The sequence below is a fragment of the Streptomyces poonensis genome (assembly GCF_014650915.1).
Classification (GTDB): domain Bacteria; phylum Actinomycetota; class Actinomycetes; order Streptomycetales; family Streptomycetaceae; genus Streptomyces; species Streptomyces poonensis.
The window spans coordinates 1,139,471-1,164,198 of the sequence record NZ_BMVW01000001.1 but is presented as its reverse complement, the minus strand read 5'-3'; the positions used below and the strand labels follow the sequence as shown (position 1 = coordinate 1,164,198).

At 72.7% G+C, this 24,728-nt stretch carries 21 protein-coding genes and 1 tRNA gene; 16 read left to right on the top strand and 6 right to left on the bottom strand.

Annotated features, from left to right (window positions below; all coding sequences use genetic code 11):
• The first annotated feature begins 1 nt into the window (after window position 1).
• The 6 genes from glp to IE242_RS05180 all read left to right on the top strand — a co-directional run bounded on the left by glp (window position 2) and on the right by IE242_RS05180 (window position 5,175).
• A complete protein-coding gene (glp, locus tag IE242_RS05205) occupies window positions 2-1,324 on the top strand; it encodes a molybdotransferase-like divisome protein Glp (RefSeq protein ID WP_189855653.1) in 1,323 nt (440 codons plus the stop codon).
• Window positions 1,325-1,409: 85 nt separating this feature from the next.
• Window positions 1,410-1,889, top strand: a complete 480-nt coding sequence (gene moaC / locus IE242_RS05200; protein ID WP_189855651.1) for a cyclic pyranopterin monophosphate synthase MoaC — start codon at window positions 1,410-1,412, stop codon at window positions 1,887-1,889.
• Window positions 1,886-2,539: a MogA/MoaB family molybdenum cofactor biosynthesis protein gene (locus IE242_RS05195; protein ID WP_189855649.1), complete on the top strand. Its 654-nt coding sequence runs from the start codon at window positions 1,886-1,888 to the stop codon at window positions 2,537-2,539. The genes moaC and IE242_RS05195 overlap by 4 nt, the downstream gene beginning before the upstream one ends.
• Window positions 2,536-3,201, top strand: a complete 666-nt coding sequence (locus tag IE242_RS05190; protein ID WP_189856424.1) for a GNAT family N-acetyltransferase — start codon at window positions 2,536-2,538, stop codon at window positions 3,199-3,201. The genes IE242_RS05195 and IE242_RS05190 overlap by 4 nt, the downstream gene beginning before the upstream one ends.
• Window positions 3,202-3,433: 232 nt before the next feature.
• Entirely contained in the window at window positions 3,434-4,981 is a 1,548-nt protein-coding gene (sepX, locus tag IE242_RS05185; RefSeq protein ID WP_189855647.1) for a divisome protein SepX/GlpR, read from the top strand.
• Between the two features lie 120 nt (window positions 4,982-5,101).
• Window positions 5,102-5,175: transfer RNA gene (locus IE242_RS05180), tRNA-Ala, on the top strand.
• A 70-nt stretch (window positions 5,176-5,245) separates the two neighbouring features.
• On the opposite strand, the gene IE242_RS05175 is transcribed toward IE242_RS05180, so the two are convergent.
• Window positions 5,246-7,720 carry an FtsX-like permease family protein gene (locus IE242_RS05175; protein WP_189855645.1) on the bottom strand — a complete coding sequence of 825 codons (2,475 nt, stop codon included), beginning with the start codon at window positions 7,718-7,720 and terminating at the stop codon, window positions 5,246-5,248.
• Window positions 7,714-8,451 carry an ABC transporter ATP-binding protein gene (locus IE242_RS05170; RefSeq protein ID WP_189855643.1) on the bottom strand — a complete coding sequence of 246 codons (738 nt, stop codon included), beginning with the start codon at window positions 8,449-8,451 and terminating at the stop codon, window positions 7,714-7,716. The genes IE242_RS05175 and IE242_RS05170 overlap by 7 nt, the downstream gene beginning before the upstream one ends.
• A gap of 229 nt (window positions 8,452-8,680) precedes the next feature.
• Between IE242_RS05170 and IE242_RS05165 the strand changes: the two genes are divergently transcribed.
• Both IE242_RS05165 and IE242_RS05160 read left to right on the top strand, forming a co-directional pair.
• Window positions 8,681-10,111, top strand: a complete 1,431-nt coding sequence (locus tag IE242_RS05165; protein WP_189856422.1) for a sensor histidine kinase — start codon at window positions 8,681-8,683, stop codon at window positions 10,109-10,111.
• A complete protein-coding gene (locus tag IE242_RS05160; protein WP_189856420.1) occupies window positions 10,108-10,743 on the top strand; it encodes a response regulator in 636 nt (211 codons plus the stop codon). Before IE242_RS05165 ends, IE242_RS05160 begins: the two co-directional genes overlap by 4 nt.
• 69 nt (window positions 10,744-10,812) lie before the next feature.
• Here the strand turns inward: IE242_RS05160 and IE242_RS05155 are convergent, their stop codons facing one another.
• On the bottom strand, window positions 10,813-11,295 hold the full coding sequence (locus IE242_RS05155) for a GNAT family N-acetyltransferase (RefSeq protein ID WP_189855641.1): 483 nt from the start codon (window positions 11,293-11,295) through the stop codon (window positions 10,813-10,815).
• A gap of 65 nt (window positions 11,296-11,360) precedes the next feature.
• Here IE242_RS05155 and IE242_RS05150 point away from each other — a divergent pair, with 65 nt between their 5' ends.
• Window positions 11,361-12,164, top strand: coding sequence for an exodeoxyribonuclease III (locus tag IE242_RS05150; RefSeq protein ID WP_189855639.1), 804 nt, complete (start codon window positions 11,361-11,363; stop codon window positions 12,162-12,164).
• 43 nt (window positions 12,165-12,207) lie between these two features.
• Here IE242_RS05150 and IE242_RS05145 read toward each other — a convergent pair whose 3' ends face one another.
• A complete protein-coding gene (locus IE242_RS05145; RefSeq protein WP_189855637.1) occupies window positions 12,208-12,432 on the bottom strand; it encodes a hypothetical protein in 225 nt (74 codons plus the stop codon).
• A 161-nt stretch (window positions 12,433-12,593) separates the two neighbouring features.
• Here IE242_RS05145 and IE242_RS05140 point away from each other — a divergent pair, with 161 nt between their 5' ends.
• Window positions 12,594-12,854 carry a GntR family transcriptional regulator gene (locus IE242_RS05140; protein ID WP_189855635.1) on the top strand — a complete coding sequence of 87 codons (261 nt, stop codon included), beginning with the start codon at window positions 12,594-12,596 and terminating at the stop codon, window positions 12,852-12,854.
• Window positions 12,855-12,882: 28 nt separating this feature from the next.
• Here the strand turns inward: IE242_RS05140 and IE242_RS05135 are convergent, their stop codons facing one another.
• On the bottom strand, window positions 12,883-13,530 hold the full coding sequence (locus tag IE242_RS05135; RefSeq protein ID WP_189856418.1) for a MerR family transcriptional regulator: 648 nt from the start codon (window positions 13,528-13,530) through the stop codon (window positions 12,883-12,885).
• Between the two features lie 255 nt (window positions 13,531-13,785).
• Here IE242_RS05135 and IE242_RS05130 point away from each other — a divergent pair, with 255 nt between their 5' ends.
• From IE242_RS05130 to IE242_RS05115, 4 genes are all read left to right on the top strand, one after another.
• Window positions 13,786-15,345, top strand: coding sequence for a flavin-containing monooxygenase (locus tag IE242_RS05130; RefSeq protein ID WP_189855633.1), 1,560 nt, complete (start codon window positions 13,786-13,788; stop codon window positions 15,343-15,345).
• Window positions 15,342-16,304 carry an alpha/beta fold hydrolase gene (locus IE242_RS05125; RefSeq protein WP_189855631.1) on the top strand — a complete coding sequence of 321 codons (963 nt, stop codon included), beginning with the start codon at window positions 15,342-15,344 and terminating at the stop codon, window positions 16,302-16,304. Before IE242_RS05130 ends, IE242_RS05125 begins: the two co-directional genes overlap by 4 nt.
• A gap of 77 nt (window positions 16,305-16,381) precedes the next feature.
• The gene (locus IE242_RS05120) at window positions 16,382-17,299 is read left to right on the top strand and encodes an SDR family oxidoreductase (RefSeq protein WP_189856416.1); all 918 of its coding nucleotides are present in this window, start codon (window positions 16,382-16,384) and stop codon (window positions 17,297-17,299) included.
• An 80-nt stretch (window positions 17,300-17,379) separates the two neighbouring features.
• On the top strand, window positions 17,380-17,601 hold the full coding sequence (locus IE242_RS05115) for a hypothetical protein (protein ID WP_189855629.1): 222 nt from the start codon (window positions 17,380-17,382) through the stop codon (window positions 17,599-17,601).
• 90 nt (window positions 17,602-17,691) lie between these two features.
• On the opposite strand, the gene IE242_RS05105 is transcribed toward IE242_RS05115, so the two are convergent.
• On the bottom strand, window positions 17,692-21,390 hold the full coding sequence (locus IE242_RS05105; RefSeq protein WP_229858175.1) for a S41 family peptidase: 3,699 nt from the start codon (window positions 21,388-21,390) through the stop codon (window positions 17,692-17,694).
• A 225-nt stretch (window positions 21,391-21,615) separates the two neighbouring features.
• On the opposite strand from IE242_RS05105, the gene IE242_RS05100 reads away from it, so the two are divergent.
• Complete coding sequence (locus tag IE242_RS05100) at window positions 21,616-22,218, top strand: TetR/AcrR family transcriptional regulator (protein WP_189855627.1); 603 nt, start codon at window positions 21,616-21,618, stop codon at window positions 22,216-22,218.
• A gap of 175 nt (window positions 22,219-22,393) precedes the next feature.
• The gene (locus tag IE242_RS05095; protein WP_189855625.1) at window positions 22,394-24,670 is read left to right on the top strand and encodes an MMPL family transporter; all 2,277 of its coding nucleotides are present in this window, start codon (window positions 22,394-22,396) and stop codon (window positions 24,668-24,670) included.
• Window positions 24,671-24,728: the final 58 nt, after the last annotated feature.

The following is a 24,728-nucleotide window of genomic DNA, read 5'->3' as shown; positions in this document are numbered from 1 at the left end:
GTTGAGCAGCGCCGCGACCCGTGACACCGACCCGGACCGCCTCTGGTCGGTGACCGAGCACCTGGAGGACGTCCTCGCCACGGTCCGCCCCCTGGACCCCATCGAGCTGCAACTCCTCGACGCCCAGGGCTGTGTCCTGGTCGAGGACGTCACGGTGCCGGTCTCGCTGCCGCCCTTCGACAACAGCTCCATGGACGGCTACGCGGTGCGGGTCGCGGACGTCGCGGGCGCGAGTGAGGAGTACCCGGCCGTCCTCACGGTGATCGGCGACGTGGCCGCGGGCCAGGGCGAACAGCCCCATGTCGGGCCGGGCGAGGCCGCACGCATCATGACCGGTGCCCCGCTGCCGCCCGGCGCCGAGACGGTCGTCCCCGTCGAGTGGACCGACGGCGGCCTCGGCCGGGGACCCGCGGCCGGGATGCGCGCCCACAGCGCCGCCCCCGAGGGCGCCACCGGGCAGGTGCAGGTCCACCGCGCCGCCGAGGCACGCGCGCATGTACGCGCGCGGGGCAGCGACGTGCAGGCCGGCGACCGGGCGCTGGCGGCGGGCACCGTCCTCGGCCCGCCGCAGATCGCGCTGCTCGCCGCGATCGGCCGCGCCACGGTCCGCGTGCGCCCGCGCCCACGCGTGGTCGTCGTCTCCACCGGCAGCGAACTCGTGCCGCCCGGCGTGGCCCTGGGCGCCGGCCAGATCTACGACTCCAACAGCTTCGCCCTGACGGCCGCCGCCCGCGACGCCGGTGCCATCGCCTACCGGGTCGGCGCCGTCACCGACGACGCCGAGATCCTCCGTTCCACCATCGAGGACCAGCTCGTCCGCGCGGACCTGCTGGTCACCACCGGCGGGGTCAGCGTGGGCGCCTACGACGTGGTCAAGGAGGCCCTGCAGTCCGTCGGCGACGAGGACGAGGCGGGCGGCGGCGTCGAGTTCCGCCGGCTCGCCATGCAGCCCGGCAAACCGCAGGGCTTCGGCACGATCGGCCCCGACCACACACCCCTGCTCGCGCTGCCGGGCAACCCCGTGTCGTCGTACGTCTCCTTCGAACTGTTCGTCCGGCCGGCGATCCGTGCCCTGATGGGCCTGGAGGACCTGCACCGCCCCACCGCCCGGGCGACGCTCCACGCCTCCAAGGCGCTCACCTCGCCCGCGGGACGCCGGCAGTTCCTGCGCGGCACCTACGCCGACGGCCAGGTCACCCCCGTCGGAGGCGCCTCCTCCCATCTGGTCGCCGCCCTCGCCCGCGCCGACGCGCTGATCGTCGTCCCGGAGGACGTGGAGTCGGTCGAACCCGGCACCGAGGTGGAGGTAGTCCTCCTGGGGTGAGGGCTCGCGCTTGGGGGTACCGTGTCGCGCACAACGAGGCCACGCGCCGCACCGCGACGGGCCCTGACCGGGAGCGCCACACCACATGAGTACGCAGGACCGACTGACGCACATCGACGAGGCGGGAGCCGCCCGCATGGTCGACGTATCGGGGAAGGACGTCACCGCGCGCACCGCGAGCGCGAGCGGCAGGGTCCTCGTCTCGCCGCAGGTGGTCGAACTGCTGCGCGGCAAGGGGGTGCCCAAGGGCGACGCCCTCGCCACCGCGCGCATCGCGGGCATCATGGGCGCCAAGCGCACACCCGACCTGATCCCGCTCTGCCACCCGTTGTCAGTGGCGGGTGTCACAGTGGATCTGACGGTGGCGGACGACGCCGTCGAGATCCGGGCCACCGTGAAGACGACCGACCGCACGGGCGTGGAGATGGAGGCCCTCACCGCGGTCACCGTGGCGGCGCTCACTGTGATCGACATGGTCAAGGCGGTCGACAAGGGGGCGGTCATCACGGACGTACGCGTCGAGGAGAAGACCGGCGGGAAGTCGGGCGACTGGAGCCGGACATGACGGCACCGGACGAGCCCCCCACCGGAGGCGCCCTGACCGCACCGTATTCGGCCCTGGTCGTCACCGCCTCCAACCGCGCGGCGAAGGGTGTGTACGAGGACAAGGGCGGACCGCTGATCGCTCAGGGGCTGCGGACGTTCGGCTTCGCCGTGGACGGCCCATGGGTCGTGCCTGACGGGGACCCCGTGGAGAACGCCCTGCGCGTTGCCGTCCGGGCCGGGTACGACGTCGTCGTGACCACCGGCGGCACCGGCATCTCGCCCACCGACCGGACCCCGGAGGCCACCCGCAGCGTGCTCGACCGCGAGGTGCCGGGCATCGCCGAGGCCATCAGGGCGTACGGCAGGGAGAAGGTGCCCACGGCGGCGCTCTCCCGGGGCCTGGCGGGGATCGCCGACGGCACCCTGATCGTGAACCTGCCGGGCTCGACCGGCGGGGTCCGGGACGGCCTGGCCGTACTGGAGCCCCTGCTGATCCACGCCGTGGACCAGCTGCGCGGCGTGGACCACCCGAGGCCCACCGGCACCGCGGGGCCGGCCGACGCCACGGGGGCACCCGGCACCGCGGGGTCCGCCGGGCACCACGGCGGTTCCGGGGGCGCCCCTGCGGACGGCGCGGACGGCTCCCGACCGAGTGGGGGTGCGAGCTGAACAGCCCATCCTGGCCCGTCGAGCTGGCCGACGGCGATGTCGTCCTCCGGCCGATAAGGCTGCGCGACCAGCAGGCCTGGCGGGAGGTCAACCAGCGCAACCGGGACTGGCTGCGCCCCTGGGAGGCGACCATCCCGCCGCCCACTCCCAGCGGTCCGATCGGGCACCGGCCGACCTACCGCCAGATGGTCCGCCATCTGCGCCGGGAGGCGGGCGCGGGCCGGATGCTGCCCTTCGTGATCGACTACCGGGGGCGGCTCGCCGGGCAGCTGACGGTCGCCGGGATCACTTGGGGCTCGATGTGCTCCGGGCACGTCGGCTACTGGGTCGACGAGGCGGTCGCCGGGCGGGGCGTGATGCCGACGGCGGTGGCGCTCGCGGTCGACCACTGCTTCCGCACGGTCGGCCTGCACCGCATCGAGGTCTGCATTCGCCCGGAGAACGGGCCCAGCCGCCGTGTCGTGGAGAAACTCGGATTCCGCGAGGAAGGCCTGCGGCCGCGTTATCTGCACATCGACGGCGCCTGGCGGGACCACCTGGTCTACGCGCTGACCGCCGAAGAGGTACCGGGCGGACTGCTGGCCCGCTGGCGCAAGGCTCGCGCCGGCAATGCTCCGCGGGACGCGCGGAACGCCGAGGGAAGCGGCCCGAACCGCCCGTGACGCGAGCACGGCGTGACCACGATGCCCCTCACGCATTGCGTTACCGGCCTCATAAATGAAATACATGTTCGAAATTGATCGGCTGCCGATCGTCTCAAAGCGTTAATCTCCCGGCCTCAGCGGGCTGCTGATCGCATCGGTCACAAAAAAAGCTCGAAATATCAGCCAGATCGTGCGACACACCGGCTCAATTGGCAGATGGCCTCATGCAAACCCCTCTACCGTGTGAGGCGTGAGCAGCAGCGGCCTCATCTACGCAGTCATCGTCGGGGCCTGGGCCGCCTACTTGGTGCCGATGTGGCTCCGTAGGCAGGACGAGCTGAACGAGGCCCGTCCGACGGAACGCTTCAGCACCGCCATCCGGCTGCTGTCCGGACGGGCGGGTATGGAGCGCCGATACGCCAAGGACCTGCGGGCGCGCTCCGCCGACGAGGTGGAGCACGCCGTCGACCCGGAGGCGGTCACCGACTCGGTGGACGTCCGGGCCTTCGCCATGCCTCCGTACCGACCGGAGACGAAGACACAGCTGCCGGCGGAACGCGGCGGGTCCGGTCCGGCCGGCCCGGACGTCACGGCGTCGTCCGGCGCACGGCCCGCGGGCGCGGCGGAGGGCCCGGTGGGGTCCTTCACCGGCACGGAGCAGGCGCCGAGGCCGATGTCCGGCGCGGTGCCGCAGCAGACCAAGAAGGCGCCGGGCCGGCAGGAACCCCTGTCGGGCCGTTCCGCCGGTCCGTCCGGTCAGCTGCGCCAAGGCGCCAAGGCACCCGAGTCGTCCCAGGCACCCCAGGCATTCCCGGCATCCCAGGCGTCGCAGTTCCAGGCTCCGGCCTCTGAGGCGTCACAGGTGTCCCAGGCGCCCCAGCCGCCCGCCGCCAGGGCCGGGAAGAAGCCGGTGCCGGGTGGGCTCGCGAGGCGAGGTGTCTCGGCGGAGGCCGCGGCCCGGGCGCAGCGCTCGAAGGCGCTCGCTCGCCGACGGCGTACGACCGTGATGCTCTTCCTGGCCTTCACGCTCGGGTCGATCGTCGCGGCGGTCGGCGGGCTCGCGCTCCTCTGGGCGCCCGGTGTGCCCGCGGTGCTGCTGAGCGCGTACATCGCCTATCTGCGCGCCCAGGAACGGCGGCGGTTCGCCTTCACGATGGACCGGCGGCGGGCCGAGGCGGCCGCGCAGCGGCTCCGCGAGCGGCAGCGCCCGCGCCGGCCGGTGACCGACCACGGCACCGACGAGCCGGAGGACGGGCCCGAGGCGGAGACCAGGCCGGATCTGTCCGCCTTAGCGGCCGACCGCCGGGCCCTCGTCGAGCAGACCGACCACGCGGAGTGGATCGACCAGCAGCGCGAGCGCCAGCGGCGGCCCGGCCACGGCGAGAGCTGGGACCCGGTCCCGGTGCCGCTCCCCACGTACGTGACCGCTCCGGTCGCTCCGCGGGCCACCCCGAGCGTCGACATGGGAGCGCCGGACGCGTGGAGCTCGGCACGCTCGAGCGCGGCCGAGCCGGGAGCGGGAGAGTCGGACCGGCAGTCGGAGCCCACGCTGGGGGCTCCGCTGCCCGGGACCGCGCCCGGGTCGGCCTCCGGATCCGGGGCCGCGCCCGAGGCTTCGTCCCCTTCCCCTTCCTCGTCCCCCTCGGCCGAGAAGGGCACGGAGGACGGTGACGGTTCCGACGGGGGGCGCACCGACGCCCGCCGTGCCGCGTCCGCACGTCGGGCGCGGGAACGGGGACGGACGCCGCTGTTCGACCAGTACGAGGACGGGGACCGGCCCCGCGCGGCCAACGAGTAGGCCCCGGCGACCAGGGCCGGAGGCGTGGCCCTCTGCGGCCGCGCCGGGGGCCACCGTTGACCAGCGGGGAACGGATTTCCAAGCACCCGGATGGGGATGCTAGAGTTTCACTCGTTGCAAGGGCCTGTGGCGCAGTCCGGTAGCGCACCTCGTTCGCATCGAGGGGGCCAGGGGTTCAAATCCCCTCAGGTCCACGCAGCACAGAACCCCTGTCGGGAGCACCGACAGGGGTTCTGTCGTGTCACGGGCCGTACCGCGGCGCCTTCAGTCCCGTACGCCCACCGGCCGGGCCGCCCCCCGCCGCACCAGCAACGCGGCCGGCAGGACCGCCGAGGCCACCGCCAGGACGGCGCAGGCCGCCAGGGCCGAGCCCAGTGCCGGCCAGGGCATCTCGAGCGGTGTCCATACCGACTGCAGGCCCAGGGCGCCCCACATGCCGAGCAGGTTGAGCGCCGCCACCAGCAGGCCCAGGACTCCGCCGACCGCCACGACCGTCAGCGCCTCCCCGGCGACCAGCCGCAGTACCTGGGCCGTGGTGGCACCGGTCAGCCGCAGGGTCGTCAGATCCCGTACGCGGTCGGAGGTCGCCATGACCAGGGTGTTGGCCAGGGAGATACCCGTGTAGAGGAGGGCGATGCCGAGGACGAGGAGGAGGCCGAGACGGGTCTTCTCGTCGGTCTCGGGGTGAGTCGCCCGTATCCATTGGTCCTTGGTGAGGACCTGGGCGGCGGTGGGCGCGGCCGCCTCGCGCAGGGCCGCGGCGACGGTCGACGTGTCCGCGCCGGCCTCGACGCGGACGTCGACCCGGTCGATCGGGGCGCGCGGAGCGTTGGCCGGGGTGACGTACACGCCGTTGTCGCCGGTGCCGGTGGACATCACCGCGGCGATTGTCAGTCTGCGCTTCGTGCCGTCGCCGAGGTGGACGGTCACGGCCTGGCCGACGGTGTGCCGCTCCCACTCCTCGTTGACGATGATCGAGTCGTCATCGAGGTCGCTGACGCGGCCGGCCGTGAGGGGCAGCCGTGCGGTCGCGGCCAGCAGGCGCGGATCGGCCGCCCTCGCCTCCGACTTGATCAGTGCTGTGCCCTCCTCCAGGACGTACACGGCACTCGACGCCGTCGGGGAGATCTCGGCGCCCGGTACCTGCCGCAGCCGGTCGAGCGTCGCCTCGTCGAAGTCCGCTCCGGTGGGGGCGGAGACGATGAGGTCGGCGGTGGTCCGGTCGCGTGTCTCCGTGGCCTTCGCCCCGTTGAGGGTGGCCGTCGCCCCGAGCAGCGAGCCCGTCAGGGCGACCGTCACCAGAACGGGCGCCGCGACGGCGGCGGTGCGCCGGACGCCCGCGGCGGCGTTCTCGCGGACCAGCATGCCGCCCGCGTACGGCAGTCGGGCGGGCAGCCAGGCGATCAGCCGGGTCAGGGGGCGGACGAGGAGCGGGGACAGCAGCGCCACCGCTGTGATCAGCAGCATCGGGCGGCTCACGTACGTCTTGCGGTGCAGCAGGTCGCCCGGATCGGTGAGCAGGGCCCGGGCGAGCGTCACGACGGCGGCCGTCAGCAGGGCCGCGCCGGTCAGCAGGCGCCCCCACGTCATGGTCCCGCTGTCGACCGACGCCTCGCGCAGCGCCTCCGTGGGGCCGGTGCGCCCGGCTCGCCAGGACGCGGCGACCGCGCCGCACAGCGCCACCAGCAGGCCCGTCCAGAAGGCCAGGTGGTACGGCCAGATGTGGTCGCCGATCGTGAACCAGCCGGGCGCGAGGCCGCCGTCGACGACCCACTCGGCGAGGTGAGGGGCGCCCTGGGCGCCGAGCGCGCAGCCCGCGGCCGAGGCGAGGACACCGACGAGCAGGGCCTCGGCGAGGACCAGCCGGCGGATCTGCCCCGGGGTCGCGCCGGCGGTGCGCAGCAGCCCGAACTCCCGGCGCCGCTGGGCGACCGCGAAGGCGAAGGTCGACGCCACGACGAAGACCGACACGAAGCCCGTGACCCCGCCCGCCGTGCCGAACAGGGCGTTCAGCGCGACCAGTGCCTCGCTGTCCCGGTCCGGGTCGGCGTCCGCGAGCCGACGCGCGTCGCCGGTGAGGACGCTGACGCCGTCCGCGCCGCCCGTACCGGCCACGGCCCGTCGTACGGCCGCGGCGTCGGCGTCCACGACGAGCTGGGTGCTGTGCGGGGAGAGGCGGGCGGCGCGGGTGTCGGTGTGGAAGACGGCGTTCTCGAAGCCGGTTCCATGGGCGGTCGCGGTCGTTCCGACCACCGTCACCGTGCCGTGACCGGTGCGCAGGCGCTCGCCGACGGAAGCCCAGTCGCCGGTCACGACGACCTCGTGGGCCGCCTGCGGCGCGCGGCCCGCGGTCAGCTCGTACGGGGCGAAGGCGGCCGTCGACCAGGGGTGGCCCACCAGGTCGTCGGGCCCGCCCTCGGCGCGCACGGGGAAGGAACGGTCCTCGGTGACGGTGCCCAGCTCCTTCAGGGCGGCCACCACGCGCGCGGGTATGGCGTTAGGCCGGGCGAGTTCCTGGGTCCGGTCGCCGATCGGCGTGGTGACGCGCAGGGTGTCCTTGCCCTTCACCACCACCGGGGCGGCGGCGAAGCGCTCCGGCCGGCGCTCGGGGGCGTCCAGCGACGAGGCGAGTGCCAGTCCCATGACGGTGAGCAGGGCGACGCCCAGCGACAGTGCCGTGAAGCTGCCGGCGAAGGTGGTCCAGCGGGTCCGCAGGGTGCGCAGGGCGAGGGTCAGCACGGCACGGCCTCCAGTCCGGTCATGCGGGTGGCGATGGCGTCGGCCGAGGCACCGGCCAGTTCGCCGTGGACGCGCCCGTCGACCAGGAAGACGACGCGGTCGGCGTAGGAGGCGGCCACCGGGTCGTGGGTCACCATGACGACCGTCCGGCCGTCGGCGTCGACCATGCCGCGCAGCAGGGACAGCACCTCGCGGCCGGTCCGCGAGTCGAGGGCGCCGGTCGGCTCGTCGCCGAACAGGACCTCGGGGCGGGTGATCAGCGCGCGGGCCAGGGCGACCCGCTGCTGCTGGCCGCCGGACAGCTCGGAGGGGCGGTGCCCGGCCCGTTCGCCGAGGCCGACCTGGCGCAGCACCTCGCGGACCCGGGCCTTCTTCGGGCGCCGGCCGGCCAGGCGCAGCGGGAGCGCCACGTTCTGCTCGGCGGTCAGGGACGGCAGCAGGTTGAACGCCTGGAAGACGAACCCGATGCGCTCGCGGCGCAGCAGGGTCAGCTTCCGCTCGCTCAGCTCCGTCAGCTCGGTGCCGCCGATCCGCACCGAGCCACCGGTGGGGCGGTCGAGGCCGGCGGCGCACTGCAGCAGGGTGGACTTGCCGGAGCCGGAGGGGCCCATGACGGCGGTGAAGGTGCCTGCGGGGAAGGCCAGTGAGACGTGGTCGAGCGCGGTCACGAGGCCGCTGCCCGTTCCGTACCGCCGAGTCACGGATTGCAGTTGGATCGCATGGTCGGTCATCTGGCCGCGTGTCCTCACTCGTTGCTCGTCGCCGGTGATCGGCACTGGTGGTGGAGTGACTCAACGAAACCGCGTGACGGCGGTGCGGCGCAGTGCGGCAGGACCGAGACCTGGGGGTATGGCCAGCCATACCCTCAGCCGGTGCCTGGCCCGATGGCACGGCGGGCGCGGCCCTTCTACGGTGATCGTCATGCACCCTCGCAGCACGCCCTCCCATGTGTGGCAGGCCATGTCCCGGCCCGGCTTCCTGCTGTCGGCGTGGCCCTGGCGCGCCGCCGCCTACCTGCTCACGGGCGTGGTGGCCGGTGTGACCGTCCTGGTGGCCCTCGTGACCACGGTGGCGGTCGGCGGCGTGCTGGCCATCGTCCTGGTCGGCCTTCCCCTCCTCGCCGCCACGGTCCTCGTCGGCCTGCCCGTGGCCGCGGTCGAACGGCGCAGGCTGCGGCTGGTCGACCGCGACCCGGCACCCGGCGCGCATGCCGTGCCCGCCCGGCCGGGCCCGTGGAGCTGGTACGTCACCCGTGTCCGGGAGCGCCTGACCTGGCGTGAGCTGGGCCACACTCTGCTGTTCGCGGTCCTGTTGTGGCCGGCCGAGGCCCTCGTCGTCACGGTCGCCCTGCTCTTCCCGGCGTCGATGACGGCCACTCCGCTGCTGCTGGCGACGGTGGGCGACGGCCGGGAGGCGAAGGTGCTCAAGCAGTGGACGGTCACCGGCTGGCCGGCGGCCTGCGGAGTCGCCGTACTGGGCGTGCTCCTGCTGGCCGTCGGCGCGTACGTCCTCGGCGTCGCGGCCGGCGCCCGGGCCGGGCTGACCCGGCTGCTGATCGCCCCGCGCGAGGGCGAGCTCGACGCCAGGCTCGTCGAACTCACGCGGTCCCGTGTCCGGTTGGTCGACGCCTTCGAGGCGGAACGGCGCCGCATCGAGCGCGACCTGCACGACGGCGCGCAACAACGCCTGGTCGCCCTGACGATGACGCTGGGCCTGGCCCGCCTCGACGTCCCGCCCGGACCACTCGCCGACCAGCTCGCCAAGGCGCACGACGAGGCCGGCCGGGCCCTCGCCGAACTGCGCGAGCTGATCCACGGCATCCATCCCAAGGTGCTCGCGGACTACGGACTCGCGGCGGCCGTCGCCGACGCGGCCGACCGCAGCACCGTCCCCGTCGACGTCGACCTGCACCTGCCCGGACGGCTGCCCCAGTCGGTGGAGACGGCCGCGTACTTCGTGGTCTGCGAGGCGCTCGCCAACATCGCCAAGCACAGCGGGGCGAGCCGCGCGGAGGTGCGCGGAGGCTACGACGGCGGAACAGACGGGGGATCAGGAGGGAGACCAGGAGGGGGACCAGGCGGGGAGCCCGGCACGGGGAGGCTGATCCTCGCCGTGCGCGACGACGGGCGCGGCGGCGCGGACCCGGACGGCGGCAGCGGGCTGACCGGTCTCGCGGACCGGGTGTCGGTCCTCGATGGCAGACTTTCCCTGTCCAGCCCGCCGGGCGGACCGACCCTGTTGCGTGTGGAGATCCCGTGCGAGCTGACCGAGTTGAGCGGGCCGAGAGGGCCGAGGGAGCCGAGCGGGCCGAGGGAGTCGGGGGAGCCGAGGAAGTCGGGCGCGGCGAGGACGTCGGGCGGGGCGAGCGCGGTGTCCGATCGCTCCGCATAGTCCTGGCCGAGGACAGCGTGCTGCTGCGGGACGGCCTCGTCGGTCTGCTCACCCGGTTCGGGCACGAGGTGGTGGCGGCCGTCGGCGACGCGCCCGCGCTGCTCGCCGCCGTCGCCGAGCACGGGCCCGACATCGTGGTGACGGACGTACGGATGCCGCCCGGCTTCCAGGACGAGGGACTGCACGCGGCGGTACGGCTGCGCGCGGAGCGGCCCGCGCTGCCGGTGCTGGTCCTCAGCCAGTACGTGCAGCGCGCCTACGCGTCCGAACTGCTGGACTCCGGCGACGGAACGGGCGTCGGGTATCTGCTGAAGGACCGGGTGGGCCAGGTCGAGCAGTTCGTGGACGCGCTGGGGGAGGTAGCGGCCGGCGGCACGGTCGTCGACCCGGAGGTCGTACGGCAGCTGCTGCGCAGGCGCCGCGATCCGCTGGAGCGGCTCACCCCGCGCGAACGGGAGGTGCTGGCGCTGGTCGCGGAGGGCAGGTCGAACGGCGCGATAGCGCGCCACCTGGTGGTGTCCGAGGCCGCCGTCGGCAAGCACATCGGCAGCATCCTCACCAAGCTGGACCTGCCTCCGGCCGACGACGTGCACCGCAGGGTGCTGGCGGTGCTGGCGTACCTGCGGGCGTGAGGCGGCGCCCGGGACTCCCGGCGCCCTCACGCCCGCAGGCCTACGGCTGACCTACGGCAGGCCCACGGATTACGCCTGCAGCTGCTTCGCGTAGCACAGGCTCGAGTCGTGGAAGCGGTAGTAGCCGAACTTCTCGCACGGCTCGTAGCCGCTGGAGATGTACAGGGCTATGGCCTCCGGCTGCTTGGTGCCCGTCTCCAGGACCATGCGGACCCGGCCGGCCGCGCGGGCATCGTCCTCCAGCGCCGCCAGGACGCGGCGGGCGAGACCCCGGCCGCGCATCTCCTCCACCACGTACATCCGCTTCAGCTCGGCGTCGCCGTCCCGGTTGCCCTCGTCGTTGGCGTCCTGGGCGCGCCAGCCGCCCGAGGCGACCGGGACCCCGTTCTCGTCGTAGACGAGCAGGTAGATGCCGTTCGGCGGTTCGAAGTCCGACGCGGCCATGGGCGTGGCGTCACCGTCGTCGCCGTAGCGGACGGCGTACTCGGCCTGGACCTGGTCGTCGAGCTTGCGGGCGTCGGGGTGGTCATAGGAGACCCGGCGTATATCCATGCTGCACACCGTATATTCACTCAAACACACGAGGGGACAGTCCATTGTGCCGGTATCGTTCCGGTGTGCTCACTGTTACCTCTGTCAATGTCAATGGACTCCGCGCCGCCGCGAAGAAGGGCTTCGTGGAGTGGCTCGCGGGGACCTCGGCCGACGTCCTGTGTCTGCAGGAGGTGCGCGCCGAGCCGCAGCAGCTGCCGGCGGAGGTCAGGGAGCCGGAGGGCTGGCACGTCCTGCACGCGCCCGCGGCGGCCAAGGGCCGGGCGGGGGTGTCCCTGTACACGCGCCGCGAGCCCGACCGTGTGCGGGTCGGCTTCGGCTCGACCGAGTTCGACGCGAGCGGCCGGTACGTGGAGGCCGACCTCCCCGGTGTCACCGTCGCCAGCCTCTACCTCCCCTCCGGCGAGGTCGGCACCGAGCGGCAGGACGAGAAGGTCCGCTTCATGGACGAGTTCCTCGCCTACCTGAAGGAACTGCGTGAGCGTGCGGCCGCCGACGGCCGCGAGGTCGTGGTCTGCGGCGACTGGAACATCGCCCACCAGCAGGCCGACCTGAAGAACTGGCGCGCGAACCAGAAGAACTCCGGGTTCCTGCCGGAGGAGCGGGAGTGGCTGAGCCGCGTCCTCGATCCGGCGGAGGGTGGTTACGTCGACGTCGTACGGGCACTGCACCCGGACGTCGAGGGGCCGTACTCGTGGTGGTCGTACCGGGGGCGTGCCTTCGACAACGATTCGGGATGGAGGATCGACCTCCATGTCTCGACGCCTGGTCTGGCCGCACGGGCGGTCAAGGGATACGTCGAGCGGGCGGCCACACACGCGGAGCGCTGGTCGGACCACGCGCCCGTGACGGTCGTGTACGACCTGTAGGACCGAGGGCCGTTACCGGAGCGCTCCTGCGTGCGCTGGGAGATCAGTCGCGCGTGTGGCCGACGATCACGAGCAGGTCGCGTACGCACCGCACCAGTTCCAGTGCCGTGAACCGTGCCTCGCGGCGGGTCATCCTGTCGGCGTCCAGCAACGGGGCCGCGTGCCCCGCGACCAGCCGGGCGTTGGTGATGAGCAGTTCCTCGGTCGGGTCCGGCTCGGATACGTGGATGGCGCCGCCCTCGTACCGGACGACAGTACGCTCGCTCACGTCGACTCCTCAGTAGTCGGCCGGCCCCGGGATGCCTGCCCGCATCGCCGGGGCGCCTTGTGACGAAGCTAACCGTGGTCGACAGCGGGCGGTAGCGGTTGACCGACTTCGCCCGATGTCGGCGGTGCGTGATCGGGGTCGACCGCGTACGGTCACGCCCTATGAGCAACGGCATCGACCCGACCAACCCCGCCTACCACTACGAACAACTCGCCGATCTGCTCGCAGCGAAGATCGAGAACGGTGCCTGGCCGCCGGGAACGCGGCTGCCCGGTGAAATGACGATCGCGCAGGAGTACGGCGTCGGTTCGCAGACCGTGCGGCGGGCGCTGGCCATCCTGCGGGACCGCGGGAAGGTGGTCACCGTTCCGGCGCGTGGGTCGTTCGTGCCGCGGCAGTCGGCCGGCGCCGCAGACGGCTGATCGCCTGCACGCGGTACCGGGCGCCCCGCTACTCGCCGCGCGACTCCTCGTCCTCCAGTGCCCGCAGCCGCCGGTCCAGAGCCATCGACAGCTCCGCCTCCACCACGCTCTTCGCCAGTGGCCGCAGCCGCTCCAGGTCCTCGGGGGTGCGGTCGCCCTGGGCCAGTACGAGGTCGGTGAAGAGTCCGGCCAGGGCCTCGGCGTGGACGCGGACGCGGTGGCCCGTCGCCAGGATGTCCGCGAGCGGGATGCCTTCGCGGACCAGGGCCGCCGAGGTGTCGAGCAGTCGGCGGCTGATGTGGACGATCTCGGTGCCGTCCGTGGCGAGGTAGCCGAGGTCCATGGCCGAGGAAAGGTTCTCCGGGGTGGCCTGGCCGCCGAAGACGTCGGCGAGGTCCTCGGGGGACAGGCGTACCGGCGTCTCCTCCGTGGGGGCGCCGAGGCCGAGCAGTTCGCCGACGTCGCGGCCGTGGTCGAAGGCCTCGGCCAGTTCCGCGATGCCGTTCAGGGTGTGGCCACGCTCCAGCAGGGCGGAGATCGTGCGCAGACGGGACAGGTGGGTGTCGTCGTACCAGGCGATACGGCCCTCGCGGCGGGGCGGCGGAATCAGCTTGCGCTCACGGTAGAAGCGCAGGGTGCGCACCGTGATGCCGGCCTTCTCGGCCAGCTCCTCCATGCGGTACTCGCGTCGACCGCGGTGTTCTCCCGCTTCCGGTTCCGTAGCCACGTCGGCAGCCTATGCGGTGCGCGCGGCGGCATCCCTTCCGTGTCTCCCGGAGAGCCCTTCCGCTCATGAGGGCCCTGACCGTACCGACGGTAACTTCCTTCGTTCCGACCCCTACCCATCAGTACGGCGCTGTTCTACCCTCCCAACAGTGCCAGTGTTCACTGGCATGGTTCGCGCAGTCGTACGAGACCAGGGAGGCGTCGGATGGCCGAGCATGAGCGAGGGCCGGGGGCCGGGCGGGAGTCGAGCACCGAGCACGTACGCGTCGCCGTGGTCGGGTCCGGGTTCGGCGGGCTGGGTGCCGCCGTACGGCTGCGGCGCGAGGGCATCACCGACTTCGTCGTCCTGGAGCGGGCGGACTCCGTCGGCGGGACCTGGCGGGACAACAGCTATCCCGGGTGCGCCTGTGACGTGCCGTCCCATCTGTACTCGTTCTCCTTCGCGCCCAACCCCGACTGGCCACGCACCTTCTCCGGGCAGCGGCACATCCGCGCCTACCTGGAGCACGTGGCCGACGTCTTCCGGCTGCGGCCGCACATCCGCTTCGACTCCGAGGTCAAGCTGATGACCTGGGACGCCGAGCGGCTGTGCTGGGACATCGAGACCGCCTCCGGGCGGCTGTCCGCCGATGTCGTCGTGTCCGCCGCCGGGCCGCTGTCCGACCCGAAGGTCCCGGAGATCCCGGGGCTCGACTCCTTTCCCGGCAAGGTCTTCCATTCCGCCCGCTGGGACCACGACTACGACCTGCGCGGCAAGCGGGTCGCGATGGTCGGTACGGGTGCGTCCGCCATTCAGATCGTGCCGGAGATCCAGCCCGAGGTCGGCCGGCTGACCCTGTTCCAGCGCACCCCGCCCTGGGTGATGCCCCGCGTCGACCGGCCCATCAGCGGCGCCGAACGGTGGCTGCACCGGCAGCTGCCCTTCACGGCGAAGGCCCGCCGCGGGCTGCTGTGGGGCATCCGGGAGTTGCAGGTGCAGGCGTTCACCAAGCACCCGCAGGAGCTCGGGCTGGTGGAGAAGCTGGCTCGGCGGAACATGGCCCGCGCCGTCAAGGACCCGGCCCTGCGCGCGAAGCTCACCCCCGACTACCGCATCGGCTGCAAGCGCATCCTGCTGTCGAACACGTACTACCCGGCGCTCACCCGGCCCAATGTGGATGTCGTGGCCTCCGGGCTCGCCCGGGTCGAGGGCTCCACCGTCGTCGCCGCCGACGGGACGCGCGCCGAGGTCGACGCGATCGTCTTCGGCACCGGCTTCCACGTCACCGACATGCCCATCGCCGAACGCGTCGTCGGCGCGGACGGGCACACCCTCGCCGAGGCGTGGAAGGACGGCATGGAGGCGCTGCGGGGCGCGTCCGCGGCCGGGTTCCCCAACTGGATGACGATCATCGGCCCCAACACGGGCCTGGGGAACTCCAGCATGATCCTGATGATCGAGTCCCAGCTGAACTACATGGCCGACTACCTGCGGCAGCTGGACGAGCTGGGCGGACGCGCGGCCCTCGACGCCCGGCCCGGCGCGGTCGCGGGCTGGAACCGCAGGGTGCAGGAGCGCATGGAGCGCACCGTGTGGAGCACCGGCGGCTGCACGAGCTGGTACCTGGACGCCAGCGGCCGCAACACGACCGTCTGGCCCGGCACGACCGCGGAGTTCCGCAGCGCGACGCGCCGCGTGAACCTCGCCGAGTACGAGGTGCTGCGGGCACCGGCGGCAGCACCTCGGACGACCACGGAGACCACGAAGGTGGAGGCCGGAGCATGACCCGACTCATGCATGTGAAGAGCGGACCGTACGCCCCGCCGGTGCCCGTGCGTGAGCTGACCGCCCGGTCCGCCGACGGCTCCCGGCTGCACGTCGAGGTGCACGGTCCCGAGGGCGCCCCCGCCGTCGTTCTCGCCCACGGCTGGACCTGCTCGACGGCCTTCTGGGCGGCGCAGATACGGGCCCTGGCCGCCGACCACCGGGTCGTCGCCTACGACCAGCGCGGACACGGACGCACCCCGGCCGCGGCCACGTGCAGCACCGACGCCCTCGCCGACGACCTGGAGGCGGTGCTGCGGGCCACGCTCGCGCCAGGGGAGAAGGCCGTGATCGTCGGGCACTCCATGGGCGGGATGACCGTGATGGCGGCGGCCGGGCGGCCTGCCTTCCGCGAGCACGCGGCAGCGGTCCTGCTGTGCAGCACGGGCAGTTCGAAGCTGGTCGCCGAGTCGCTGGTGCTGCCGCTGCCCGCGGGCGGGCTGCGCACCTTCGTCACGCGGAAGATCCTCGGCGCGCGGCTGCCGCTCGGACCGGTCACGCCGGTCGGGATGCGGATCCTCAAGTACGCGACGATGGGCCCGGGTTCGTCCCCGCTCATGGTGGAGGCGTGCGCGCGGATCGTGCACGCGTGCCCGACCGGCGTCCGCTGCACCTGGGCGGGCGTGCTCGACCTGCTCGATCTGGAGCACGGGGTACGGGAGTTGAGGGTGCCCACGGCCGTCGTCATCGGTACGGCGGACCGGCTCACCCCGCCTGTGCACTCGCGCGCGATGGCCGCCGCGCTGCCGGAGTGCGTCGGCGTCACCGAACTGCCGGGCGTCGGGCACATGACCCCGGTCGAGGCCCCGGAACTGGTCACCTCTCGCATCCGCGAGCTCGTCGGTACGTACCTCCCGGGTGCGGGGGACGAGTCGGCGGCGGAAAGCGCGGGTGCGGCGAACGAGGAGGCGAGCGCATGAGCGGGAGCGGCGGGAAGAGCTGGAGCGGCGGGAGCGGTGGGAACAGCGGGAGCGGTGGGAAGAGCGGCAACGGCAGGATGAGCGGCAACGGCAGGACGAGCGGCAACGGCAGGAACGTGCTGGACGGCAAGGTCGCGGTGATCACGGGTGCCGCGCGGGGCGTCGGTGAGCTCCTCGCCCGCAAGCTCTCCGTGCGCGGCGCGCGGATCGCGCTCGTCGGGCTGGAGCCGGAGGCCCTCAAGGAGGTCTCGGCGCGGCTGCACGGCGAGAGCGAGTACTGGCACGCCGACGTCACCGACCACGAGGCCATGGCGCGGGTCGCGGAGGAGGTGAAGGAACGCTTCGGCAGGATCGACATCGTCGTCGCCAACGCCGGTGTCGCGAACGGCGGTCCCTTCGCCGACTCCGACCCGGTGGCATGGCGGCGGGTGATCGAGGTGAATCTGATCGGATCGGCGGTGACGGCACGGGTGTTCCTGCCGGCGCTCACCGAGAGCCGCGGCTATCTGCTCCAGGTGGCCTCGCTTGCGGCGATCACCCCGGCCCCCATGATGAGCGCGTACTGCGCCTCCAAGTCGGGCGTGGAGGCGTACGCGCACAGCCTGCGCGCCGAGGTCGGCCACAAGGGGGTGAAGGTCGGGGTCGCGTACCTCTCGTGGACCGACACCGACATGGTGCGCGGCGCCGATCAGGACGACGTGATGCGGGAGTTGCGGCAGCGGCTGCCGTGGCCGTCGAACAAGACGTACCCGTTGGGACCGGCCGTGGACCGGATGGTCGACGGCATCGAGCGGCGGTCGAGCCATGTGTACGGGCAGTGGTGGCTGCGCGGGATGCAGGGCATCCGAGGGTATCTGCCCGCGCTCATCGGGACCGTGGGCCAGCGGGAGATGCGCCGGTTCGAACCGCGGCTCGGCAGTGTGCGCAAGGGGCTCGTGGGAGCGGGCGGAGCGGCCGACGAGGAGGAGCGCGACACGGTGGGTGACCGTTCGTAACTGCTCGAAATGCGTGTAATGTCCGGCCGTGTCAGTCTGGTCGAGGCCCAATCCCCTCACCCACAACGGGAGTGAACAGCATGGGCATGAAGGACCAGTTCCAGGACAAGGCCGAGCAGCTGAAGCAGCAGGCGCAGCAGGCGAAGAGCCGGATCGGCCAGGGTCACGACGAGACGAGCGAGCGTGCCCGCCAGACCGGCGAACGCGCCCAGCAGCAGGGCCAGCGAGGCCGACAGGACGCGGAACGCGCGATACGGGACCGGGACCAGCGGAACCGTCTCGACGACGAGTACGACATCTGACCTGCCTGGATGTATGCGGAACGGAAGGGGTGTCCCCGATGGGGGCACCCCTTCTCGGTTGTCTCTGTCCTGTTCCTCCGCCCGGCCGGATCACGCCCGCGGCGGCAGCTCCGGCCGTCTGCGGTCCGGTACGTCGGAGTAGTCCGGCGGGGACGCGGGCGGATGCGTGGTGAGCAGGTCCAGGGCCAGCCGGACCGCGTCGTCCAGCTGCGCGTACCGGCCCTCGGCCCAGTCCAGCGGAGTGCGCAGGGCATCCACGTCGGGTTCCACGCCGTGGTTCTCCACGGACCAGCCGTACGCGTCGAACCAGGCGGCGTTCATCGGCACCGTGATGACCGTGCCGTCGCCGAGGCGGTGCCGCCCGGTCATGCCGACGACCCCGCCCCAGGTGCGCCGGCCGACGACCGGGCCGAGCCCCAGCTGCTTGAAGGCCGCGGTGATCATGTCGCCGTCCGACGCGGTCGCCTCGTCCGCGAGCGCGACCACCGGACCGCACGGGGCGGTCGATGCGTACGGCACCGGCTGGGCGTTGCGCGTGAGGTCCCAGCCGATGATCCGGCGCGTCAGCTTCTCCACGACCAGTTCGCTGATGTGCCCGCCCGCGTTGCCCCGGACGTCCACGATCAGCGCGGGCCGGGAGACCTCCATGCGCAGGTCGCGGTTGAACTGGGCCCAGCCCGAGCCGCCCATGTCCGGGATGTGCAGATAACCGCAGCGCCCGTCGCTCAGCTCCCGGACGACCGCGCGGCGGCCCGCCACCCAGGCCTGGTACCGCAGCGGCATCTCGTCGACGAGCGGGACGACGGCCACCCGCCGGGGCCGCGCGTCGGACACCTCGGACACCTTGGAAACCTCGGATCCCTCGGGTACGTCAACTACCTCGGGCACCTCGGGCACCTCGGGCACCTCGGCCGCTTCGACCGGCTCCGTGGCGTCGGCCCGCGGGGCGTCTCCCCCGCCGGTCACGGGCCCCACAGACCGTACAGGCCCCGCAGGTTCCACAGGTTCCACAGGCTCCATAGGTTGCACGGGCCCCACGGGCTGCACGAACGTCAGCTCCACCGTCGTGGCCGCCGCCCCCGCCAGCAGCGGGTACGGACCCGTCACCGGATCCACCGGCCGCCCGTCGACATGCGTGAGCACCGCGCCCTCGCGGACCCCGGAGCCGGCCAGGGGCGAGCGGGCCCGGGAGTCGGAGGAGTCGCCGGGCAGGATCCGCCGCACCGTCCACCGTCCGTCCCGGCACAGGAAGTCGGCGCCGAGCAGCCCCTGTCGGCGCTGGTAGTGCGGCGGGCCCTCGTTGCGGCGGGCGGGCGCCACGTACGCGTGGGACGTGCCCAGTTCGCCCAGCACCTCGCGCAGCAGATCCGCGAACTCGTCGGGGGAGGCGACCCGTTCGACCAGCGGCCGGTACTGGTCCAGCACCGCGTCCCAGTCGATGCCGCACATGTTCGGTTCCCAGAAGTAGGCGCCGATGATCCGGCCCGCCTCCGCGTAGGCCTGCCGCCACTCCGCCGCGGGGTCGGCCTCGTGCAGGATGCGCCGCAGATCGATCCAGGTGGTCGAGTCGCTGTCGCCCGGCTCGGTGGCCGGCACCGCCCGCAGGTCGCCCTCGTCCACGACCACCAGCCGCGAGCCGTCCCCGCTGACGGCGAACGCGTCGAGATGGCCGACGAGCTCGGACCGTCTCGCCTTGGCGATGTTGAAGTGCTCCAGCGTCGGCCGCCCGGTCATGTCGTCGGGGTTCGCGAACGTCTCGCCCAGCGCGCCCGAGATCGGCCAGCGCAGCCAGACCAGCCCGCCGCCCTCGACCGGGTGCAGCGACGAGTACTTGGACGCCGTGACCGGGAAGGCCGTCACCCGGCTCGACAGCCCCTCGACCTCCACGACCGCCGCGCCGTCGCCCGTGCCCTCTCCCGGATCGAGTCCGCCGGCCGCGGGGCGCCCCTCCGGGTTCAGCGCGAACGGCGACGGGGTCGCCGACGACAGCGGCACCAGGTACGGGCGGCAGCCCAGCGGGAAGGACAGGTCCCCGGTGTGCACGTCGTACACCGGGTCGAAGCCGCGCCACGACAGGAAGGCGAGATAGCGGCCGTCGCGGGTGAACACCGGGCTCTCGTCCTCGAAGCGGCCGTCGGTGACGTCGACGATCAGCCGGTCCGCGATCCGGGCGATCCTGATCTGCCGCAGGGTCCGCCCGATGCCCGGGTGCGCCCAGGTCAGCCAGGCCCCGTCCGGGGAGAACGCGAGATCGCGCACCGGCCCGTTGTCGGACCGGACGAGCTCCGTCACCTCGCCGCCCGCTCCCTCCGCCGCCTCCGGCCCCTCCGCCGTCTCCGACGCGTCGAGCAGCAGCAGCCGCCCGTCGTGCGAGGCGATCGCGAGGCGCTCGCCGTCCGGGTCGGACACCATCTCCAGCACCCGTCCCAGCCGCCCGGAGGCCAGCCGGCGCGGCGCCCGGGGACCGGTGGCCCGCGGCAGGTACGCGATCTCGACGGCGTCCTCGCCCTCCGCGTCCGTCACGTACGCCACCTGGCCGCCCGTGCCGAGCATCTCGGGCAGCCGCACCCGTACGCCGGGGGTGTCGGCGATGGTGCGGGCGGGGCCGTCGCGGTGCGTCAGCCAGTACAGGCTGCCGCGGACGACGACCGCGCTGGCCCGCCCCGTCTCGTCGACCGAGAGGCCGCCGACGTGCTGCCCGGCCGGCACCTGGTGGGTGCGGCGCCCCGCGCGCGGACCGCACAGCCGTACGTCCAGGCGGCGCGGCCCGGAGTCCGGGGAGAGGCCGTCGACGATCCACAGCTCGCCCGCGCACTGGTACACCACCCGCCGGCCGTCGGAGGAGGCGTGCCGGGCGTAGAAGGCGTCGTGGTCGGTGTGCCGGCGCAGGTCGGAGCCGTCGTACGCACAGGAGTAGAGGTTGCCGACGCCCTCGTGGTCGGAGAGGAAGGCGATCCGGCCGGCGACGAACATCGGCGAGTGCAGATGGCCCTCGAGGCCGGCGAGCAGCCGCTGCCCGTGCAGCCACAGCCGGCCCGTGGCGCCGCCCCGGTAGCGCTTCCAGGAGGCGGGCTCGTGCGGCGGGGTGCCGGTGAGCAGCAGGGTTCTGTGTCCGTCCCCGGAGCCGGGAAGTCGGGGGGCGTCGGCGAGGTCGGCGCACTGGATGTCGGAGACCGGGCCCCACGGCAGCCGTCCGCCCGGACTGCCGTCGACGGGGACCTTGTGGGCCCAGGTGAGGTGGGAGAAGGGCTGCCCGTAGGAGGTGACGGCCAGGATGTCGCCCTCGGGGGACCAGCCGCAGACCCGGGTGTCGGAGCTGCCCCAGTAGGTGAGCCGCTCCGTGGGCCCGCCGGCCACCGGCGTCAGATGGATCTCGGGGTCCAGGGTGCGCCAGCTCGTGTACGCGATGTGCCGGCCGTCGGGCGAGAAGCGCGGGTGCCCGGCCTTGGTGCGGTCCACGGTGAGCCGCCAGGCGCGGCGCGGCCCGTCGAGGTCGGCCACCCACAGGTCGTCCTCGGCCGCGAAGCAGAGCCGGTCGCCGTGGAGGTGGGGGAAACGGAGATAGCCGGGGGAGTGGTCGTCCTCGGCCGCCCCGGCTGCTGCGGAGTTCTCGGCCGACCCGGCTGTTGTGGTGTCCTCGACCGCCCCGGCTGCTGTGGAGCTCTCGGCCGACCTGACCGCTGTGGAGCTCTCGGCCGACCTGACCGCTGCGGTGTCCCCGGCCGTCCCGGTCGCTGCGGTGTCCTCGGCCGTCCCGGTCGCGGCCGCGTGCTCGTACTCGTCGCTCACCCACCCATGCTTTTCCGCGGGCGGGGCACTGGCAACTTATGACGATTTGACTGCCTCCGGGGGGTGACGTGAGTTCTGTGACCCAGCACACGTACGAAACGGTTTCGTTTCGCAGGTTCGCGGGCTATCTTCGTAGCAGTACGAAACCGTTTCGTTCAGGGCTGGGCCGACGTTCCGTCGGGCGATAACCTGACGCCCTGGGCGAGGAGCAGGAAGGTGGGGGTGATGACCGGAGTCGCGACGACGCGCCGCAGTCGGATCACACCTGAGCGCGAGGCCGAGCTGTACACGGCCGTGCTCGACCTGCTTCGGGAGGTCGGCTACGACGCCCTGACCATGGACGCCGTGGCGGCCCGCACCCGGTCCAGCAAGGCCACCCTCTACCGCCAGTGGGGCGGCAAGGCCGAGCTGGTGGTGAAGGCGGTCCGGTGCATCAAGCCGGGCAACACCGCCGACATCGACACCGGCTCGCTGCGCGGCGATCTGCTCGCCCTGGTGGGACGTGAGGACGACGCCGTCATGGAGCAGAACTCCGCACTGCTGCGGGGCCTCGCCATGGCGATCCACACGAACCCGGATCTCCTCCAGGCTCTGCAGGAACTGCTCGTGGAACCGGAGATGAAGGAGTTCCACCGGGTGATCCGGCGCGCCGTCGACCGTGGGGAAGTCCGTGCGGACAACCCGGCGCTCGAGTACATGGTGCACATGATGCTCGGTGCCTTCGCCACCCGGGCGCTGCTCGAGCAGCGGCCTCCCACGCGGGCCTTCCTGACCTCGTACGTCGATGCCGTGGTCCTCCCCGCCCTCGGCGTGCCGACCGACCGGTAGGGCCCCCGCCCCGCCGGTGGACCCCGTCCCACCGAGAAATCCCCGCGGTTGCTGCCCGACCGGCAGCTGATCGCCTGACGCGTCCGCTCTCGTCGTCGGGCCGGTCCCCCCTGTCCCCACAGGGGAACCTTCCCTGCCCGTATGCCCCATCACGACCTGAACGGGAGTACGCCCCGTGGCCACATTGCTCTACAAACTAGGCCGGTTCGCCTTCCGGCGACGGCATCTCGTCGCCCTGTTCTGGGTGGCCCTGCTCGCCCTCGTCGGTGCCGGGGCGGCCAGTGCCCCCGCCGCGGGCTCCACCTCGTTCTCGATCCCCGGCACCGAGGCGCAGAAGACCTTCGATCTGCTGGAGGAACGTTTCCCCAACGCCAGTGCCGACGGAGCGACCGCCCGGGTCGTCTTCCAGGCGCCGGACGGCGGGAAGATGACGGACGCCGCCCACAAGGCGACCGTCGAGCAGACCGTGAAGGAGCTCGGCAACGGCTCCGAGGTCGTCTCCGTCACCGACCCGTACGTGACCCAGAGCCTCAGCCAGGACAAGACGATCGCGTACGCGCAGGTGTCGTACGAGGTCTCCGCCCTGGAGCTCGAGGATTCCTCCAAGGACGCCCTGGAGAAGGCGGTCGACGAGGCCCAGGAGAGCGGGCTGACCGTCGAGATCGGCGGTGACGCGCTCTCCGCCGTCCCGCACACGGGCGCCGCCGAGATCATCGGTATCGCCATCGCCGCGGTCGTCCTCGTCATCACCCTGGGCTCGCTGGTCGCGGCCGGGCTGCCGCTGCTGACCGCGATCATCGGCGTGGGCATCGGCGTAGGCACCATCACGGCGCTGGCCAGCACCCTCGAACTGGACTCCACCACTCCGATCCTCGCCTCGATGATCGGCCTCGCCGTCGGCATCGACTACGCGCTGTTCATCGTCTCCCGCTACCGGGCCGAACTGGCCGAGGGACGCGACCGCGAGCAGGCGGCCGGCCGGGCCGTCGGCACCGCCGGCTCCGCGGTGGTGTTCGCCGGTCTCACCGTCGTCATCGCCCTGGTGGGCCTGGCCGTCGTCAACATCCCGATGCTGACGAAGATGGGCGCGGCCGCCGCGGGCACGGTCGTCGTCGCGGTCCTGGTGGCCCTGACCCTGATTCCGGCGCTGCTCGGCTACGCGGGCGGCAGGATCCAGCCCGCCGGTGCGAAGAGCAAGCTGTTCGGCGGCAAGGGCGGCAAGAGCAAGAACGAGGGGACCGGGAACAGCGGCGAGGCGACGCAGGCCGACAAGCCCGCCGACAAGCCCAACATGGGCACCCGCTGGGCCCGCTTCGTCGTCCGCCGTCCGGTGGCCGTCCTGCTGCTCGGTGTGGTCGGCCTCGGTGTGGCCGCCGTGCCGGCGACCCAGCTGGAGCTGGGCCTGCCGGACGACGGCGCGCAGCCGACCTCCACCACCCAGCGCCGGGCCTACGACCTGATCTCGGAGGGCTTCGGCCCCGGCCTCAACGGTCCGCTCATGGTCGTGGTCGACACGGAGAAGAGCGACGACCCGAAGGCCGCGGTCGCCACCGTGACCGACGAGATCAAGGCCCTCGACGACGTGGCCATGGTGAACCCGGCGACGTTCAACAAGGCCGGCGACACCGCCATGCTCACCGTGATCCCGGGCTCGAAGCCGTCCTCGGCCGACACCGAGGACCTGGTGCACGCCATCCGTGACACGGGTGCCGACATCAAGGCGGACACGGACGCGGAGGTCCTGGTCACCGGCTCGACGGCGATGAACATCGACGTCAGCCAGAAGCTCAACGACGCGCTGCTCCCGTACCTCGCCCTGGTGGTCGGCCTGGCCTTCCTCCTGCTGATCCTGGTCTTCCGCTCGATCCTCGTCCCGCTCAAGGCGGCCCTCGGCTTCCTGCTGTCGGTGCTCGCGGCCCTGGGCGCGGTCGTCGCGGTCTTCCAGTGGGGCTGGCTGTCCGGCCTGTTGGGCGTCGAGCAGACCGGCCCGGTCATGTCGATGATGCCGATCTTCATGGTCGGTGTGGTCTTCGGCCTGGCGATGGACTACGAGGTCTTCCTCGTGACCCGGATGCGCGAGGCGTACGTCCACGGAGAGGAGCCGACCCAGGCGGTGGTGACCGGCTTCAAGTACGGCGCCCGGGTCGTCACGGCCGCGGCGGTCATCATGATGGCGGTCTTCGCGGGCTTCATCGGCTCCAGTGAGCAGATGGTCAAGATGATCGGCTTCGGCCTCGCGATCGCCGTCCTCTTCGACGCGTTCGTCGTCCGTATGGCGATCGTCCCGGCGGTGCTCGCCCTGCTGGGCAGGACCGCCTGGTGGCTGCCGAAGTGGCTGGACCGGGCCCTGCCGAACGTCGACGTCGAGGGCGAGAAGCTGCAGCAGCAGCTGGCCGACGGCGAGGACGGACGGGGTGGCGGCGGCGACCGCAAGGAGCTCGTCAACGCCTGACGGCCGGCCACGGCACCTGTCACTCGTCTCACGTCTCACCGGCCCGCGCCACGGTTCC

What these genes read in the sequence shown, in the direction of transcription:
- moaC (WP_189855651.1), top strand. Translation starts at nt 1,410, where the DNA reads ATGAGTACGCAGGACCGACTGACGCACATCGACGAGGCGGGAGCCGCC.
- IE242_RS05195 (WP_189855649.1), top strand. Translation starts at nt 1,886, where the DNA reads ATGACGGCACCGGACGAGCCCCCCACCGGAGGCGCCCTGACCGCACCG.
- IE242_RS05170 (WP_189855643.1), bottom strand. Translation starts at nt 8,451, where the DNA reads ATGACCGACCATGCGATCCAACTGCAATCCGTGACTCGGCGGTACGGA.
- IE242_RS05165 (WP_189856422.1), top strand. Translation starts at nt 8,681, where the DNA reads ATGTCCCGGCCCGGCTTCCTGCTGTCGGCGTGGCCCTGGCGCGCCGCC.
- IE242_RS05155 (WP_189855641.1), bottom strand. Translation starts at nt 11,295, where the DNA reads ATGGATATACGCCGGGTCTCCTATGACCACCCCGACGCCCGCAAGCTC.
- IE242_RS05140 (WP_189855635.1), top strand. Translation starts at nt 12,594, where the DNA reads ATGAGCAACGGCATCGACCCGACCAACCCCGCCTACCACTACGAACAA.
- IE242_RS05135 (WP_189856418.1), bottom strand. Translation starts at nt 13,530, where the DNA reads ATGGAGGAGCTGGCCGAGAAGGCCGGCATCACGGTGCGCACCCTGCGC.
- IE242_RS05130 (WP_189855633.1), top strand. Translation starts at nt 13,786, where the DNA reads ATGGCCGAGCATGAGCGAGGGCCGGGGGCCGGGCGGGAGTCGAGCACC.
- IE242_RS05125 (WP_189855631.1), top strand. Translation starts at nt 15,342, where the DNA reads ATGACCCGACTCATGCATGTGAAGAGCGGACCGTACGCCCCGCCGGTG.
- IE242_RS05120 (WP_189856416.1), top strand. Translation starts at nt 16,382, where the DNA reads ATGAGCGGCAACGGCAGGACGAGCGGCAACGGCAGGAACGTGCTGGAC.
- IE242_RS05115 (WP_189855629.1), top strand. Translation starts at nt 17,380, where the DNA reads ATGGGCATGAAGGACCAGTTCCAGGACAAGGCCGAGCAGCTGAAGCAG.
- IE242_RS05100 (WP_189855627.1), top strand. Translation starts at nt 21,616, where the DNA reads ATGACCGGAGTCGCGACGACGCGCCGCAGTCGGATCACACCTGAGCGC.